General features: G+C 49.3%; 13 protein-coding genes and 4 pseudogenes. 7 read left to right on the plus strand and 10 right to left on the minus strand.

Annotation, left to right across the window (positions count from 1 at the left end; all coding sequences use genetic code 11):
- Nucleotides 1-44: 44 nt before the first annotated feature.
- From carB to GKO28_RS01355, 3 pseudogenes are all read right to left on the minus strand, one after another.
- Nucleotides 45-3267, minus strand: a pseudogene (gene carB / locus GKO28_RS01345) (carbamoyl-phosphate synthase large subunit).
- Nucleotides 3268-3393: 126 nt separating this feature from the next.
- Nucleotides 3394-4567: pseudogene (gene carA, locus GKO28_RS01350) on the minus strand (glutamine-hydrolyzing carbamoyl-phosphate synthase small subunit).
- Nucleotides 4568-4707: 140 nt separating this feature from the next.
- Nucleotides 4708-5194 (minus strand): annotated as a pseudogene (locus GKO28_RS01355) (glutathione peroxidase).
- 82 nt (nt 5195-5276) lie between these two features.
- Between GKO28_RS01355 and GKO28_RS01360 the strand changes: the two are divergent.
- The 4 genes from GKO28_RS01360 to GKO28_RS01375 all read left to right on the plus strand — a co-directional run bounded on the left by GKO28_RS01360 (nt 5277) and on the right by GKO28_RS01375 (nt 7588).
- Nucleotides 5277-6284, plus strand: coding sequence for an FIST N-terminal domain-containing protein (locus GKO28_RS01360; protein WP_182075101.1), 1008 nt, complete (start codon nt 5277-5279; stop codon nt 6282-6284).
- The gene (locus GKO28_RS01365; protein WP_203563820.1) at nt 6277-6429 is read left to right on the plus strand and encodes a hypothetical protein; all 153 of its coding nucleotides are present in this window, start codon (nt 6277-6279) and stop codon (nt 6427-6429) included. Before GKO28_RS01360 ends, GKO28_RS01365 begins: the two co-directional genes overlap by 8 nt.
- Nucleotides 6419-6853 (plus strand): DUF1841 family protein, encoded by a 435-nt coding sequence (locus GKO28_RS01370; protein ID WP_182075102.1) that lies wholly within the window; start codon nt 6419-6421, stop codon nt 6851-6853. Before GKO28_RS01365 ends, GKO28_RS01370 begins: the two co-directional genes overlap by 11 nt.
- Nucleotides 6854-6958: 105 nt before the next feature.
- Complete coding sequence (locus GKO28_RS01375; RefSeq protein ID WP_182075103.1) at nt 6959-7588, plus strand: PolC-type DNA polymerase III; 630 nt, start codon at nt 6959-6961, stop codon at nt 7586-7588.
- A gap of 68 nt (nt 7589-7656) precedes the next feature.
- Here the strand turns inward: GKO28_RS01375 and putP are convergent.
- From putP to GKO28_RS01390, 3 genes and pseudogenes are all read right to left on the minus strand, one after another.
- Nucleotides 7657-9179 (minus strand): annotated as a pseudogene (putP, locus tag GKO28_RS01380) (sodium/proline symporter PutP).
- A gap of 159 nt (nt 9180-9338) precedes the next feature.
- A complete protein-coding gene (locus GKO28_RS01385) occupies nt 9339-9902 on the minus strand; it encodes a DUF1294 domain-containing protein (protein ID WP_182075104.1) in 564 nt (187 codons plus the stop codon).
- A gap of 140 nt (nt 9903-10042) precedes the next feature.
- Nucleotides 10043-10258, minus strand: a complete 216-nt coding sequence (locus GKO28_RS01390) for a DUF1289 domain-containing protein (RefSeq protein ID WP_173533742.1) — start codon at nt 10256-10258, stop codon at nt 10043-10045.
- A 148-nt stretch (nt 10259-10406) separates the two neighbouring features.
- Between GKO28_RS01390 and GKO28_RS01395 the strand changes: the two genes are divergently transcribed.
- Genes GKO28_RS01395 through GKO28_RS01400 form a run of 3 tightly spaced genes read left to right on the plus strand, consistent with a single transcriptional unit; the run spans nt 10407 to nt 12338 of the window.
- The gene (locus GKO28_RS01395) at nt 10407-10955 is read left to right on the plus strand and encodes a UDP-2,3-diacylglucosamine diphosphatase (protein ID WP_247646256.1); all 549 of its coding nucleotides are present in this window, start codon (nt 10407-10409) and stop codon (nt 10953-10955) included.
- On the plus strand, nt 10939-11250 hold the full coding sequence (locus GKO28_RS18965; protein WP_247646257.1) for a UDP-2,3-diacylglucosamine diphosphatase: 312 nt from the start codon (nt 10939-10941) through the stop codon (nt 11248-11250). Before GKO28_RS01395 ends, GKO28_RS18965 begins: the two co-directional genes overlap by 17 nt.
- A 29-nt stretch (nt 11251-11279) precedes the next feature.
- Nucleotides 11280-12338 carry a glycosyltransferase family 1 protein gene (locus tag GKO28_RS01400; RefSeq protein WP_182075105.1) on the plus strand — a complete coding sequence of 353 codons (1059 nt, stop codon included), beginning with the start codon at nt 11280-11282 and terminating at the stop codon, nt 12336-12338.
- Nucleotides 12339-12672: 334 nt separating this feature from the next.
- Here GKO28_RS01400 and GKO28_RS01405 read toward each other — a convergent pair whose 3' ends face one another.
- The 4 genes from GKO28_RS01405 to GKO28_RS01420 all read right to left on the minus strand — a co-directional run bounded on the left by GKO28_RS01405 (nt 12673) and on the right by GKO28_RS01420 (nt 16634).
- The gene (locus GKO28_RS01405) at nt 12673-13269 is read right to left on the minus strand and encodes a hypothetical protein (RefSeq protein WP_182075106.1); all 597 of its coding nucleotides are present in this window, start codon (nt 13267-13269) and stop codon (nt 12673-12675) included.
- A gap of 367 nt (nt 13270-13636) precedes the next feature.
- Nucleotides 13637-14110 (minus strand): OsmC family protein, encoded by a 474-nt coding sequence (locus GKO28_RS01410; protein WP_182075107.1) that lies wholly within the window; start codon nt 14108-14110, stop codon nt 13637-13639.
- A gap of 409 nt (nt 14111-14519) precedes the next feature.
- A complete protein-coding gene (locus tag GKO28_RS01415; RefSeq protein ID WP_203563821.1) occupies nt 14520-14870 on the minus strand; it encodes a DUF411 domain-containing protein in 351 nt (116 codons plus the stop codon).
- 234 nt (nt 14871-15104) lie between these two features.
- Nucleotides 15105-16634, minus strand: coding sequence for a multicopper oxidase family protein (locus GKO28_RS01420; RefSeq protein ID WP_182075108.1), 1530 nt, complete (start codon nt 16632-16634; stop codon nt 15105-15107).
- Nucleotides 16635-16679 lie beyond the last annotated feature (45 nt).

A 16679-nucleotide genomic window follows, 5' to 3' on the forward strand; every position in this document is an offset into this window, starting at 1 on the left:
ATCCCAGTCTGGAACGGCGGCTTCACTTGAAGTGCAATACGTTATCAGTTATTTAACTGCAGATGCAAGTCTTGTAAACTATAAACGTTCAATTCTTTCATATCACGAATCCCCACGCAGGCCGCTTTTGCACCAGCAATGGTCGTGAATACCGGCAACTTGGCTTTCAGCGCCTCATGACGAATCGAGTAACTATCTTGAATCGCCTGGCGACGCTCATCGACAGTATTAAAGATCATACCAACCTGACCATTAACGATCATATCAACGACATGCGGACGACCTTCAGTCACCTTATTCACTGCAGTTACCGCCACACCCGCAGCGGCAATCACAGCAGCAGTACCCTTAGTTGCCAACACCTTAAAGCCAAGTTTGGCCAAAATGGTGGCGCATTCAAATCGCTGCAGGTTTATCACCTTCGCGCACCGAAATAAACACACTACCTTGTGTCGGCAATACCACACCTGCTGCCAATTGTGACTTCACAAACGCTTCAGCAAAAGTCGTACCCACGCCCATGACTTCGCCGGTTGACTTCATTTCTGGACCCAAAATTGAATCCACGCCAGGGAATTTTGCGAATGGGAATACCGCTTCTTTCACCGAGTAGTACGGTGGAATCACTTCAACCGTCACGCCTTGCGACACCAAAGATTGGCCCACCATACAACGCGCAGCCACTTTTGCTAACGCCACGCTAGTGGCTTTGGATACGTATGGCACGGTACGTGAAGCACGTGGATTCACTTCCAACACAAACACCTTGGCTTCATCACCCTTACCTTGAATCGCAAATTGCACATTCATCAAACCAACAACGTTCAAGCCTTTGGCCATCAACACGGTTTGACGACGCAATTCGTCTTGCAATTCTTTCGAGAGCGAATACGGTGGCAATGAGCATGCCGAGTCACCGGAGTGAACGCCCGCTTGTTCGATATGCTCCATGATGCCGCCGATGATGACATCGGTACCATCAGAAATGGCATCCACATCCACTTCAATCGCGTCGTTCAAGAAGCGATCAAGCAGCACAGGAGAATCATTCGATACTTTGACCGCTTCGCGCATATAGCGCTCAAGATCTTTATCTGAATGCACGATTTCCATCGCGCGGCCACCCAATACATACGATGGACGAACCACCAATGGATAACCCAACTCACGTGCCAAATGCAAGGCATCTTGCTCAGTACGTGCTGTCGCGTTAGGCGGTTGACGCAATTGCAAGTCTTGCAATAGTTTTTGGAAACGCTCGCGATCTTCCGCTGCGTCGATCATGTCTGGGCTGGTACCGACAATTGGCACACCGTTCGCTTCTAAAGCGCGCGCCAATTTCAATGGCGTTTGACCACCGTACTGCACAATCACGCCAAATGGTTTTTCAACCGCAACGATTTCAAGCACGTCTTCTAGCGTTAATGGCTCGAAATACAAACGATCTGACGTATCGTAATCGGTTGAAACTGTTTCTGGATTGCAATTGACCATAATGGTTTCGTAACCATCTTCGCGCAAAGCCAGTGCAGCGTGAACGCAGCAATAGTCAAACTCGATACCTTGACCAATGCGGTTCGGGCCACCGCCCAAAATCATCACTTTCTTTTTGTCCGTCGGCGCTGCTTCGCACTCTTCTTCGTAAGTCGAATACATATACGCTGTATCGCTCGCAAATTCAGCGGCACAAGTATCTACACGCTTATACACTGGACGAACACCAAATGCGTGACGCGCTTTACGCACCGCATTTTGATCGCAACCGAGCAAAGTACCCAAACGGCGATCCGAGAAACCTTTGCGTTTTAATTTGCGGAATTCAGCTTTAGTCAGGCTATCCACCGAACGACCACGCAAAGCCGCTTCATCATTGAGCAAATCTTCGATTTGCACCAAGAACCACGGGTCAATTTTTGAAATTTCATGAATTTCAGCCATCGACAAACCAACGCGGAAGGCATCAGCCACATACCACAGACGCTCTGGACCTGGCGTTGCGATTTCTGATTCGATTTTCATACGATCAGTGCAAATTTCGTCAAAACCTGACATGCCAGTTTCAAGACCACGCAAGGCTTTTTGCAATGATTCTTGTTGGGTGCGGCCAATGGCCATCACTTCACCCACCGACTTCATTTGTGTCGTTAGGCGATCATTGGCTTGCGGGAATTTCTCGAACGCGAAACGTGGGATTTTAGTCACCACGTAATCGATTGAAGGCTCAAACGACGCTGGCGTTTTGCCACCCGTAATTTCGTTTTTAAGCTCATCCAGCGTGTAACCCACAGCCAATTTGGCGGCGACTTTCGCAATCGGAAAGCCGGTTGCTTTTGACGCCAACGCGCTTGAGCGCGAAACACGTGGGTTCATTTCGATCACGATCAAACGGCCATCAGCAGGATTAACCGAGAATTGCACGTTCGAGCCGCCGGTATCCACGCCGATTTCACGCAATACCGCAATCGATGCATTACGCATGATTTGGTATTCTTTGTCAGTCAGCGTTTGTGCTGGCGCAACCGTGATTGAGTCACCGGTATGCACACCCATTGGGTCTAAGTTTTCAATCGAGCAGATGATGATGCAGTTGTCGTTCTTATCACGAACCACTTCCATTTCATATTCTTTCCAGCCCAAGAGCGATTCTTCAATCAACAATTCTTTGGTTGGCGAGAGGTCAAGACCTCGAGTACAGATCTCGATAAATTCTTGCATATTGTAGGCAATACCACCGCCCGAGCCACCCATCGTGAACGACGGACGAATAATCGTCGGAAAGCCCACTTGCGCTTGCACCGCCAATGATTCTTCTAAGCTATGCGCAATCCCTGAACGCGCCGAACCCAGACCAATCTTATCCATCGCCACTTTAAATTTTTGACGATCTTCCGCTTTGTCGATGGCTTCTGGTGTTGCGCCAATCAATTCAACTTTGTATTTGTCGAGCACGCCGTGGTGCCACAAATCGAGCGCACAGTTCAGCGCTGTTTGGCCGCCCATCGTCGGCAAGATCGCATCTGGGCGCTCTTTGTCGATGATTTTTTCTACAACTTGCCATGTAATCGGCTCGATGTAAGTCACATCGGCCATATTCGGGTCGGTCATGATGGTGGCAGGATTGCTATTCACCAAAATAACTTTGTAACCCTCTTCGCGCAGCGCTTTACAAGCTTGCGCGCCAGAGTAGTCAAATTCACACGCTTGGCCGATCACAATCGGGCCAGCGCCAATAATCAATATGCTTTTAAGGTCGGTACGTTTTGGCATTGTGCTGTCAGGTTTGCGCGTTAAAAGGTGGTTTTCACCTCAACTTTTAATCGCGCAACACCTAGCTCCTTTATTAACTACGTGGATTAATCAGTTTGATTGAGCAGGCTTACTCGGCAACGCCACTTAAGCCTTACGCTCTGCCATTTGCGCAATAAACTTATCAAACAAGTACGCCACATCGTGTGGACCTGGGCTGGCTTCTGGGTGGCCTTGGAATGAAAATGCCGGCGTATCGGTCAATTCAATCCCTTGCACCGTGCCGTCAAACAACGAACGATGCGTTACGCGAACGTTAGCCGGCAAGCTGGTTTCATCCACTTGAAAGCCATGATTCTGACTGGTAATCATCACATGCTTGCTATCCAAATCTTGCACTGGATGGTTGGCACCGTGGTGACCAAATTTCATTTTGCTGGTTTTACCGCCAGCGGCCAAACCGAGCAACTGATGGCCCAAGCAAATACCAAAAATCGGTAGTTTTTTTGGCCAACAAGGTTTGAATCGCGCTAATGGCGTAATCACATGGCTCAGGATCGCCAGGGCCGTTCGACAAGAACACGCCGTCTGGATTGAGCGCCAACACGTCAGCCGCTGGCGTTTGCGCTGGTACCACAGTCAGTTTGCAACCACGTTCAGCCAACATACGCAGGATATTGTGTTTCACACCGTAGTCATAAGCGACCACGTGAAAACGTGGATTCGATTGCACGGTATAACCAACGCCTAATTTCCATTCGGCAGTTGACCATTCAAAGGCTTTCTCGCATGTCACCACTTTGGCTAAGTCTTGGCCGGCCATTGAGCCAAACGATTTGGCTTTAGCGACGGCCGCAGCTTCATCGATATTTTCGCCAGTCACGATGCAACCTGGCTGAGCGCCTTTCTCACGCAAAATACGGGTTAATTTACGGGTATCGATATCAGCAATAGCCACGACGTTGTTTTGCTTGAGATACTCCCCCAAGCTCATTGTCGAGCGAAAGTTTGAATGCAGCAGAGGTAGATCGCGAATAATCAAGCCTTCAGCAAAAACTGCGCGGCTTTCAGCGTCTTCTGGGTTAACACCGTAATTACCAATGTGTGGGTAAGTCAGCGTAACAATCTGCTTGGTATAAGAAGGATCAGTTAAGATTTCTTGATAACCCGTCATTGAGGTATTAAATACCACCTCACCAAGGGTTTCACCATCAGAACCAATAGAAATTCCATGAAAAATAGTGCCATCGGCAAGGGCCAAAATGGCAGGGCTAGCGGCTGGCGTGGGAACTGTCGTAGACACGGGGCGGCTCCAGGGCATTGCGCCCAATAAGTCAAAATCGGTGGCGTAGGCGTAGAAAAACGGGATAAGGTTGCCCCACCCCGTTTCACACATACAAAATTGGCCGAATTCTACCCTAAAAGCCCTTTCCCATCAATGCCAATCAATTCGCCGCACGCTTATTTACCAAGCAAGCTTTCAACTTGCGCCACCAAAGCGCTGACTTTTTGATGCGGCGCAAATCGCCCCACCACGCGCCCTTCGCGATCGACTAAAAACTTGGTAAAATTCCAATGAATCCGACCTAAACGCAAAAAAACCAGCTTGTTGCTGCTTTAAGTAAGTAAACAAGGGTTCAGCCCGAGGGCCATTGACTTCAATCTTGGCAAACATCGGAAAATCGGCCGCAAAGCGCAATTGGCAAAACTGGGCAATCTCAGTGGCACTACCGGGCTCTTGCCCGCCAAACTGATTACACGGAAAGCCCAGCACCAGCAAACCGCGCTCACGATACTGCTGATAGAGCTGCTGCAAATCGGCATATTGCGGCGTAAACCCACAGGCACTGGCCACATTCACAATCAGCAACACTTGCCCACGAAAATCCGCCATCGGCTGCACTTGACCTGACAACGTTGTGACAGAAAAATCATAAATACTTTGCATGGCTTACTCGTTTATTCTTATTGCGTGTATTGTCGCTGGACTTAAACTCAGCCCCAGCTCATATCGCCACCAAGGACGACCTATGCACATTGCCAGTGGCTACGCTCACGGCCCACGGCCCACGCCGCAAGTGGCGATTGCCGCAGTCAGCGCGGCCATGGCACGCGGCGGACTCAGCCAAGCGGGCTCAATTTATTTGTTTTTATCGATGCACTTTCAGCACGATATCAGCAATTGCTTACGAGCGGTCACGCAAGTGACTGGCAGCTTTGACATTTTTGGCGCCAGTGCCGCTGGCGTATTTAGTGATCAAGATTGGTCGCTCGACGCTCCCGCTGCTGCCGCGCTGGTGCTACCCGCGCAAATGCAGCGCCCGAGCAGTAGCGATTATTTTTCATTGGCCGCACCGAACACCATCAATTCGCAATGGCTCAATCAAGGCGGTCGGCGCTTTGGCGGCATTGCTGGGGACGCCACCGGTCAAGGCGCTTACGCCATCTGGCAACAAGGCCGCCCGCACACTGGATTTATCCAAACCCCGCTCACCCCTCGCGACATCATCGTCTCGCAAGGCTTTCAAGCACTCAGCCCGTTTTATACCATCACCGCCAGCAACGGGCTGATGCTCGACAGCCTTGAGCATCAGCCGGCTTATCTCACCCTCAAACCTTGGCTAAACCTACACCCCTTACACCACCTAATGGCGGGCCTGAACGACGGCACTCACACCACATGGATCCCCGTAATTGGGGTGGATGAGCGCAAACAATCGGTCATGCTCGCGCATGCCGCACCACCCGCGATGCAATTGTGTTGGGGGCACTTTGACAGCCAATCGGCCAGCCATGACCTAGGGCTCCAATTGATGCGGCGCCTAGCCGGCAAACCACAACCCAAATGGGCTTTAATCATTTCAGGCCACCGCCGGGTGATTGCCGGCAATGGTTTACACGAACCCGATTGGTCGGCGATTCGCTGCGCCTTACCGGGCGTACCCTTTGCTGGATTTTACGGCAATGGCCAGATTGTACCGCTCGCCAAAAGCAACCAAGTAGTTGACAATAGCGTGGTCATTGCACTTTTTGACTAAACCAACCCAGCAAACCCAACCCACAATGCAAAGCAATATTGGCCCAAGCCGATTGACTGCGAGCAACTACAGCCAGCTAAGCCGTGTTGCTACGCCGGCTTTGCAATTGCAAACTAAAGACCCTGATCAACGCTATGTTATTTAATCCCAGCCGCGACGAAGCGCGCCGTTTTTTTATTCAAACCTGGCAAAAACACCTACAAAACCAAGCGCTCGCTGACTTAGAAGCGGTACTGGTTGATGTTTTGATGGCGCACCCGGAATACCACAACTATTTGAGCATTGATTATCTTGATCACGATTGGCCGCCCGAGCATGGCGACACCAATCCTTTCTTGCATCTGAGCTTGCATCTGGCGCTGGCCGAGCAACTCTCAATCGATCAACCCGCTGGCGTGCGGCAACTATACCAACAACTGCATCAGCAACAAGGCGACGCGCATAAAGCACTACACATCATGCTCGACTGTCTAGCCGAAATGATCTGGCAAGCGCAGCGCAACCAAACGCAGCCCGATCCCGCGATTTACCTTGCCGGCATTCGCCGTCACCTTGGCGTATTCCAATAAGCAGGTATATGTCTGCAAATTAATCCCATCAAAAAATCGCAGGCATATACCCACTCACCTCACATTGATTCCACATTAATTCAGTCAGCACCGAACAAGGACTTCATGCTCAATTCCCCTCTTGTGGTTTTAGACTTTGAAACCACCGGCCTATCCCCTGCGATGGGCGCACGCATTACTGAAGTCGCCGCACTGCGCGTGATCAACGGCAAGGTGGTGGATAAATTGGTAACGCTAGTCAATTGCGGCGTGCGCATTCCGCGCGAAATTACACAAATCACCGGCATCACGCAGGCCATGGTCAATGCCGCCCCACAAGCCCGCGAGGTCGTACCAGCGCTGATTGACTTTATCGGCAACGATGCGCTGGCGGCACACAACGCCAGCTTTGATCAAAAGTTCCTGCTGGCCGAAAGCCAACACCTTGGTCTGACGCCGCGCCATTCACAACTGGTTTGCTCGCTCCTGCTGTCGCGCCGAGTATTGCCGCAGATGCACAGCCACAAACTGGGCGAACTGGCCAAAGCACTCAACATTCACTTTAACGGCAACGCCCACCGCGCCGAAGCCGACGCCGAAGTCACCGTTGCGCTCATCACGCACCTATTAAAAACCCTGCGCCAGCAACATGGCTGCCAGCAGATTGACACTGAGCTGCTAGTGCAAATCAACAAACAAGTCGCCGCCAAAGTGGCGCAATTTTTAAAAACCCGCGCATCCAACACCAACCATTAAGCACCAACACAAACATCGCGCACAAAAAAAGCGGCCTACTGGCCGCTGTTTAAATACCACTTAATACTTTAAGCGCCATCACGGCTTTGCCGCATAATGGCATTCACCGCCGCAAAACCCGCACGCATTTCTGCCGAAACCGGCTGGCCTAGTTTACTCACCAAGATCACCGCAAAAGTAGACAACACAAAGCCGGGAACAATTTCATACAAACCGAACCAAGCATATTGCTTCCAAATCAACACCGTGAGCGCGCCAACAATAATCCCAGCCAAAGCGCCATTACGCGTCATGCCTTGCCACAATAACGACAAAATAATCACTGGCCCAAATGCCGCGCCAAAACCAGCCCAAGCATAACTCACCATTTTTAACACTTGGCTATTTGGATTGGACGCCAAAATAATCGCCACCAAGGAAATCAGCAGCACCATGGCGCGACCAAACCACACCAATTCATTTTGCGAAGCTTGTTTACGTAAAAAGCTCTTATAAATATCTTCGGTCAGGGCACTCGAACACACCAATAGTTGGCACGACAACGTACTCATCACCGCCGCCAATATCGACGCTAAAAACAAACCCGCCAACCATGGATTAAATAATTGCTTGGCCAATTCAATAAACACCGTTTCAGGCTGAGCATTCACACCCAGCGCCATCGTTGGATGTTGTGCAAAATAAGCAAAACCAAAAAACCCCACGCCAACCGCACCCAATAAACACAAAAACATCCACGTCATACTGATACGGCGCGCTTGTGGAATCACGTCCACCGATTCCGCGGCCATAAATCGCACCAAAATATGCGGTTGGCCAAAGTAACCCAAACCCCAAGCCAGCAAAGAAATTAGCGCCACCGCATCCAAAGAGCCCCAAATATCCAAATGCTTAGGACTCACCATCGCAATATGTGCCACACCCGCCGAAAAACCGCCGTCCGAGTAAATCACCATCATCGGCACTAAAATCAAGGCCGTAATCATCAATGAGGCTTGAATCGTATCGGTCCAACTCACCGCCAAAAAAACCACCAATTAACACATAAGAAATCGTCGCCGCAGCACCGACCCACAACGCAGTTTCATACGATAAACCAAACATATTCTCAAACAGTCTCGCCCCAGCCACGACACCCGAAGCGCAATACAGCGTAAAGAACACCAAAATCACCACCGCCGTCACAATCCGCAACATATGGCTTTTTGTCTTCAAAGCGATTGCTCAGATAGTCAGGTAAAGTCAATGCATTACCGCATTGCTCGGTATAGGCTCGCAACCTAGCTGCAACAAAGCGCCAATTTAAATACGCCCCAATCAGCAAACCAATTGCAATCCAAGCCTCAGACAAACCCACCAAAAAAATAGCCCCTGGCAAGCCCATTAACAGCCAGCCACTCATATCAGACGCCCCTGCCGACAGCGCCGTGACAAAGCTACCTAAACTTCGTCCACCTAAAATGTAATCCGATAAATTATTGGTTGCACGATATCCCAACCAGCCAATCGCCAGCATGCCCACCAAATAAACCGTAAACGTCACCAAGGTTGGTGTATTTGCAATAATCAAAACGAACTCCCCTTTATGCATGTACAAAAAAATCAGACTAATCCACCACTCCACATAGCCGCCCCCGACCATTAAAGTGCCGTCATAAAACGGGTATTAGCCCTACTGCTGCGGCTTTTACATCCGCATTAAAACCAATGCGCCACACTCGAGATCATGACCTCACTCAAGCCGACGAGGTTAATCAACATACTCAAGCAAAACATCACTCGAAAAATACCTTTTTTGGGTTTTGTGTCGATACACTTGCTGCGCAGCCCATGCGCCCGGCCAGCCACCCAATGTGGCAATAAAATGCAGCACCGCCTCAGGAATACGCCAAGCACCACGGGCTGCCTGCTTTTTATCCAAAGCATACAGCGCAAAACTCGCTGCGCTCATCACCACAAATAGCGACAACAACACCCAGCGCAGCGGCGACCAGACCAGCAACAGCAGTGTGATCGGCATCAATCCCATCGCCAAATAATCCACCCAATCAAAACGCGACGCCTTAGCCTCAACCGCCTTAGCCTCACGCCGCGCTTGGTTTTTCGCCAACTGCTCAGCACTGCTGGCCGCCATTTGCGCGCGCGAGCGGCCTTGCTTATCTTTACCTACGGTAAAAAATATCGTGTCACCAATACGCGGCTGATGAATGCCACCGCGCTTAAGAGTACTGATATGCACAAAATATCGCTCACCATTGGCGACCTCGATAAAGCCAAAGTCTTTCTTCCATTGTCGCAACTTACCGTTTTGCATCCTTCATCCCTTTGCTGTTTTTGGCGTTAACGCCTTTTTAATTGTATGCCGCGACCTAACTTGAACATGCTTAGGGCTTACTGACAACGCTCAACGCGCTCTAGCGCACTGATTTCGAGCTTGAGCGTCGTAAAAAAACGTCACTTACCGCGCAACTGCCAAGGCGGCACCTGCCCTTTATCCGCCCAATATTGCTCCAAACGCTGCCAGATCGGTTCTTTCTCCGCCTCGCTGAGCATCACCCAATGCGCCACTTCCAGCATGGTTCTCTGACAACCTTGGCAAACATCATCGCCCATTCCCGTTGAGCATACGGCGACACACGGGGTATCGGGGCGCTCTTTTGCCTCATTCATTACAGTCTCTTTCTTGAAAATTAATTAAAAAATAAAAACAAGCGCAATACATGAAAATAAAACGTCTTATTAGCTTCATTTTACCGTCGCACTATTGTCATATTTGATCCGCATGATGGCTCACGAACCCTCAGCGGAGTGCATACCGATGGCATCTGAACTGCGTTTTCGTAGCATCTGGATTTCCGACCTGCATTTGGGCACCGCAGGCTGCCAAGCCGATTATCTCTTAGATTTCTTAAAGCACACCGAATCGGAGCAATTATATCTAGTCGGCGACATTATTGATGGCTGGGCCATGCAGCGCAGCTGGTATTGGCAACAAAGCCACAACGATGTAATTCAAAAAATCCTGCGCAAAGCGCGTAAAGGCACACTAGTCACCTACATCCCCGGCAACCACGACGCGGGCGCACGGCAATTTATCGGCTTGTTATTTGGCGACATCCGCATCGAAAACGAAGTCATTCACACCATGGCCAACGGCAAACGCTTTTTGGTGATTCATGGCGATCAATTTGATGGCGTTATTCAATGCGCGCGCTGGCTGGCGATGGTGGGCGACCATGCTTATGAAATCACCCTCAAGCTCAACCGCTGGTTCAATCATTTGCGGGCGCGCTTGGGTTTGAGCTATTGGTCTTTATCGCAATACCTCAAACACAAAGTCAAAAAAAGCGGTGCATTTTGTCGATAATTTTGAGCACGCACTGGCCAACGAAGCCAAAAAACGCGGTCTGGATGGCGTGATTTGTGGGCATATCCACCATGCCGAAATCCGCACTATCGATGGCATTGAATACTGCAACGATGGCGACTGGGTCGAGAGCCTGAGCGCCTTAGTCGAAATGCCCAACGGAGAACTTAAGATTATTCGCTGGCAAAAAAAATACGCTGAGGCCCACGCCGAAATCAGCAAATTATACCAAAGCAATACCGCCCTCTCGCCGATCACGGCGCGCACCAACACCAATCCAACCACGCCCCACTAATCACCCTTTACTCAATAAGGAATCAAAGCATGAAGATTTTAATCGTCACCGATGCTTGGGAACCGCAAGTTAATGGCGTGGTTCGCACGCTCAAACAAACCACGGCTGAGCTCAAAAAAATGGGGCATACCGTTGAGCTACTCACGCCGCTGGAATTTAAAACCATTCCTTGCCCGACTTATCCCGACATTCGCCTGTCGATTTTACCCGGCCGCAAAGTCAATCAGCGCATTAGCGACTTTGCCCCCGACGCGATACATATCGCCACCGAAGGCCCGCTGGGCATGGCCGCCCGCGCCTATAGCCTAAAGCATCAGCTACCTTACACCACGGCGTATCACTCGCGCTTTCCGGAATACGTTCAGCTGCGTTTTGGCATTCCATTGGGCGTCACTTACGCTTGGCTGCGCCGTTTTCATAATGCCGCCCAAGCCGTGATGGCCCCAACGCAAGTGGTGGTCAAAGATCTTACCGAGCGCGGCATCAAAAACGTCGTCATGTGGTCGCGTGGCGTGGATTTAGAGGTATTCAAACCCGGTCGGCGCGATAAACTGCATTCGCGCACGCCGATTTTTGTCTACGTTGGCCGCGTTGCCGTAGAGAAAAATGTCGAAGCCTTTTTAGAATTAGACTTACCCGGCAGCAAATGGGTGGTCGGCGATGGCCCAGCCGCTGCGGGACTCAAATCCAAATTTGGCGAACAAAAAAACATTCATTGGTTAGGCGTACTCAATCAAGCTGAATTGGCCGAAGTGTATAGCAGCGCCGATGTGTTTGTATTCCCCAGCAAAACCGACACTTTTGGCCTGGTATTGCTCGAGGCAATGGCCTGCGGTTGCCCTGTAGCGGCATACCCCGTAACAGGGCCAATTGATGTGATTGGCAGCGATGGCCCGGGCGCTTTAAACGAAAACCTACACGAAGCCTGTATTGCAGCACTGCGGATTGATCGCAATGAAGTGCGCCGCTTCGCCGAGCGCTATTCATGGGCCGCGGCCAGTCGGCAGTTTTTATCGCACCTGCATCCATTCACACCCACCGCGCAAGCAGAGCTACGCCTGATTGAACAAGGGGCGATTGGCGAATAAACCACCCTCAATCACGCGCAATATCTCACTGAAAAAAGCTTTTTGACGCAGAAACGCGGAGTAAACCGATTCAAACATCAACCAGTTAGCGATTTAAGGTTTGAATTGGTTTTACTCTGCGTCTCTGCGTTGGCTTTTCAATTTAAAACTTACCGTAAGGCTTCAAGCGAGGCACGGCGTAAGGCGTAATCGCCGCAGGCATTACGCCGCATGGCTTACATATCATTCGGGGCAATCAAAGGGGTCTAACTCGATTAATTTCTAGTTTTCCGTGGAATTAATCGAGTCTGATCCTTTTAATTCACTTAATTTAGGTCACGCATGCTTGTAAATATTAAGCTGTAGTATTTATCCCTTCTGGGGTTAAATAATCAGCAGAAAACAGAAGCATTGCTTCTCGGTAATAGTTTTGATTGGTACTAACGTAAGTTTTTTTGTCTTTGTCTATTTTCTCTAGAAAATCCATAAACTTAACCTGCCCATCCATTTTGTCATGCAAGTTACCGTACCATTTTGAGCTCCCGTCTCCTCCTGTGTACCAAGTGTTACTGTAATTATATGCAATCCCATTGTTAATGGTGTCGGCTAACGACTTTATAGTTGATGATGCATTTATTTTTTCTTCTAGTTGTGATCTTTCTTTTTCTTTTAGATCGGTTGATATTATTTTTATACTTCCATTTTCTGTAATAAAGTCCCATTTCTTGTTTATCATTTCAGGATTCGTTTTTTCTATGTTTTTCTTAAATGATTTTATTTGTGTTTGTAGCGACTCCATTGCATCGCCAGCTTTGTTTAGTTGATTTGAGGCATATATAAAATCGTGACCATCTTTGCCCTTCTTTGTTTCGTCTGTTCTATTGTTACCATCCAGAATTATGACTTCGTCTCTTAGAGTAATTAATGGTGGCAGTGTTGATGTAATGTTCATTTTTCTTCCTTTTATAGATATAGGATGCGAGCGCACTCGCATCCTATATTTTCAGAAATCAATGGGGTCAGACTCGATTGATTTCTATTTTTCCGTGGAATCAATCGACTCTGACCCCTTTGATTCACGAGTCATCTAAAATAATGACTTCATCTCGCAGCGTCATCAGCGGTGGCAATGTGGAATTTATCATGATTGACCTTTGTTTAGTTGTAGTGAGCAATACAGCAACACAGATTAATTATCTAGAACTTGCCTAACTAATGTCTCTTTGCAAATGTGTATATAGTCAATGGCGTTGTTAATTATTTAAATCAATGGGGTCAGACTCGATTGATTCGGTCAAAGCCCACAAGTAATGCACTTGCTAAGCGTCTGGATATATTGGCTCTAGACGAACCTCGGTTTTAATCGAGTTTGCGATAAAACAGGCTTCGTGTGCTTGGTGGTGCATGTTATTAATTTGATCTTGTGTTGGTAATGTCTCGCCAGAAAACACGACCTCAGGTTTAAGTGTGACAACTGACATGGCCACTTTACCGTCTAGATTTTTTGCCATTACGCCAATTGCTTTATCAAAATAACGGTCAACACAAAATTTTTGTTTCGCGGCAATGGAGAGAAACCAAAGCATATGACAGCTAGAAATAGAAGATATAAATGCTTCTTCTGGGTCAATCGCAGCGGCATCAGACATTGGAATTGGTACTACATGCGGCGATGAAGAGCCTGCCACCTCGATACCACCGTCAAAACGAAGCAAATGTTTTCGGCTATACCTATTGTCAATAAAATCTTGTCCGTTCCGCGCCCAAATAACTTCACTGCTGTGCTCTGACATTAACGGCTCTTTAAATTAATGTTTAGACTGAGATAATACGTTTGTTTTACTAAACGAAAAAGCTTCATGGCAGCAGGTGTTGGTTTTTGCAGTTTGACTTCAATTAATACTTAAAAACGATATAGCCGTATTGGGCGGGTCGCGACCCGCGCTGAACTGCATTCGTGATGGCGGAGTATTGTGGCGGGTTACGCCTTCGGCTAACCCGCCCTACAATATTGATGTATTTAATTGCAGCCCTTTACCTGCAAGGGGTGCGTGGCAATACATCAACATGATGTGGTTGATCGTTCGGCAGGAGCTCAACACCATAGACATTCAAGCGATGCGTTCGCTACACCCACCAACAAAAAGCCCTCGTTGATTACGAGGGCTTTTTTAAGCGGAATTTCAAAAATTTACGGGTAAATTAAAACTTACCGTAAGGCTTTAAGCTGCCGTCTTTACCAATAATTTCGACCGCAATGGTGCCGACTTTATAGTCGCCCATGCCCGGTGATGTGGCGGGCATGCCCGATACCGTAATGCCTTTGGCGTTGGGTTTTTCTTTGAGCAATTTACGAATCGCATTGGCTGGCACATGGCCTTCAATGGCATAGCCTTGCATCACAATCGTGTGGCAACTTTGGGCAATGTCGGTGCCGTATTGCTGCTTCACGCTTTGCATGTCCTGACGCACTACTTCTTTAATATCAAAGCCAGCTTCACGCAAATATTTCGCGTGCTCACCGCAGCAGCCGCAATACGGGTCTTTATACATAGTGCCTGCTGGCAAAAGCCGCTAGCGCCAAGGTGGGGGCAAATAAAACTGCACTCAAAATTGCTTTTAAAGACATGGTATTTCCTTTGTTCTTTTACGGTTCACCGCCTTGGTGCCAGCTCTGGCTACACGCCAAGGCGCTGAATTAATCTATTAATCTAAGTCACTGGGCAACCGTTTTCGCGCAAGGCAAAGCAACGCTGCACCAGAACTTTTGCCTGACTACTTATTGAATTATTTAATCAGCACCTGCGCCATCATGCCCTGCCCTTCATGCTCCAAAATATGGCAGTGGAACATGCGCAGGCCTTTATCGTGCTGCACCATTTTGAGCCGAACTTTTTCATACGGCCGTAAATTAATGGTGTCTTGCAAAGCGCGATACGGCGCATCTTGACGCTTACCATTGAGCTCGCTATCGAGCAGCATAAATTGCGTGCCATGAATATGAAACGGATGATCCATGTGCGAGTTATTAAATACTTCCCACACTTCAACGTCGTTCACTTTGCTGACTAAATCGTTGCGATTCATATCGTAGCTTTTGCCGTTGATCAAAAACGCCATGCTATGCACGCCGTTGTCCATACTCATAGTTTCGCTAAACTCGACTTTTTTCATTGCCACGGCGCGGCCAAAATCAGCGATTTTTCGTAAGGTCGCCGGTACTTTGGGCGTTGGCCCTGCGGTGAATTGCAGCGTGGCCAAAACGCGCTCAACTTCTGGCGCGACCTTGCCCATTTTTTCGCGGTTATACACCAAGGCTTTGAGTGTGGTTTTGGCACTGCTACCGTCACCGACAATCAATTCTGCGCGCTGGCCGGGCACCAACAGCAGCAATTCTTCCACCACGCGTGGTTTTTCCAGCAAACCACCGTCGCTGCCGACCACGGTGATTTTTTGCCCCGGAATGGCCAAGCGCAAATAGCGCGCGCTGCAAGCATTCCACACCCGCACCCGCTGACGGCCAGCAATGGTTATCACCGGCTCACGCTGACCATTGACCAACGCAAACTGCCCTTCGCGGCCATTCATCCAGTCGTTGGCGGTGTTATCTGGAATCGAGGCATCGGCCGCCAATTTAAGGTCAGAAATCACCCAATGCTGCTCGGCAAATCCCGCCAAAGGATCGGTTTTGCTGCGCACAATAAATAAACCGGCCAAACCGCGATACACCTGCTCAGGCGTGTCGCCATGCGGATGCGGGTGATACCAATACGTACCAGCGCAGTTTTTTGGCAATTTAAAGCGATACACATGCTCACCGCCCGCCGGCACTACATCATGCGGATTGCCGTCTTGCTCTGGCGGCACCGGCATGCCGTGCCAATGAATCGTTGATGCTTGCGCCAACTGATTCACAAAGCGAATCTCCACTTCGTCGCCTTCAAACGCTTCAATCAAGGGGCCGGGCACTTGGCCGTTATACAACCACATGGGTGTTTTTTTACCGGGCACTAACTCCACTTCATGCGCGGCAGCGGTCAGCGTGGCGGCCATTTTATTGGCGCTGCTGCTGTTTAAAACTTTTAATGCCTGTAATGGCTGGCCCGCGGGCAAGGCCGACTCGGGCAACAAGGGCATCTCGGCCACGGTTTTTAACGGTTGCGGCATAGCGGCTGCGCTGCCATGTGTACCATGACCATGATGCGCAGAATGATCCATTGCTGGATCGATTGCTGGATCCATAGCGGCCCAAGCGGTTGGCAAGCACAGCAAAGCACCGCTGGCGGTAGAGCTAAATAAAAACTGACGTCGATTCATAAACCACCTCTAAAACACAGACTGAGCAAACAGCGGCTCAATTCA

Source organism: Deefgea sp. CFH1-16, assembly GCF_016881365.1.
Taxonomy (GTDB): domain Bacteria; phylum Pseudomonadota; class Gammaproteobacteria; order Burkholderiales; family Chitinibacteraceae; genus Deefgea.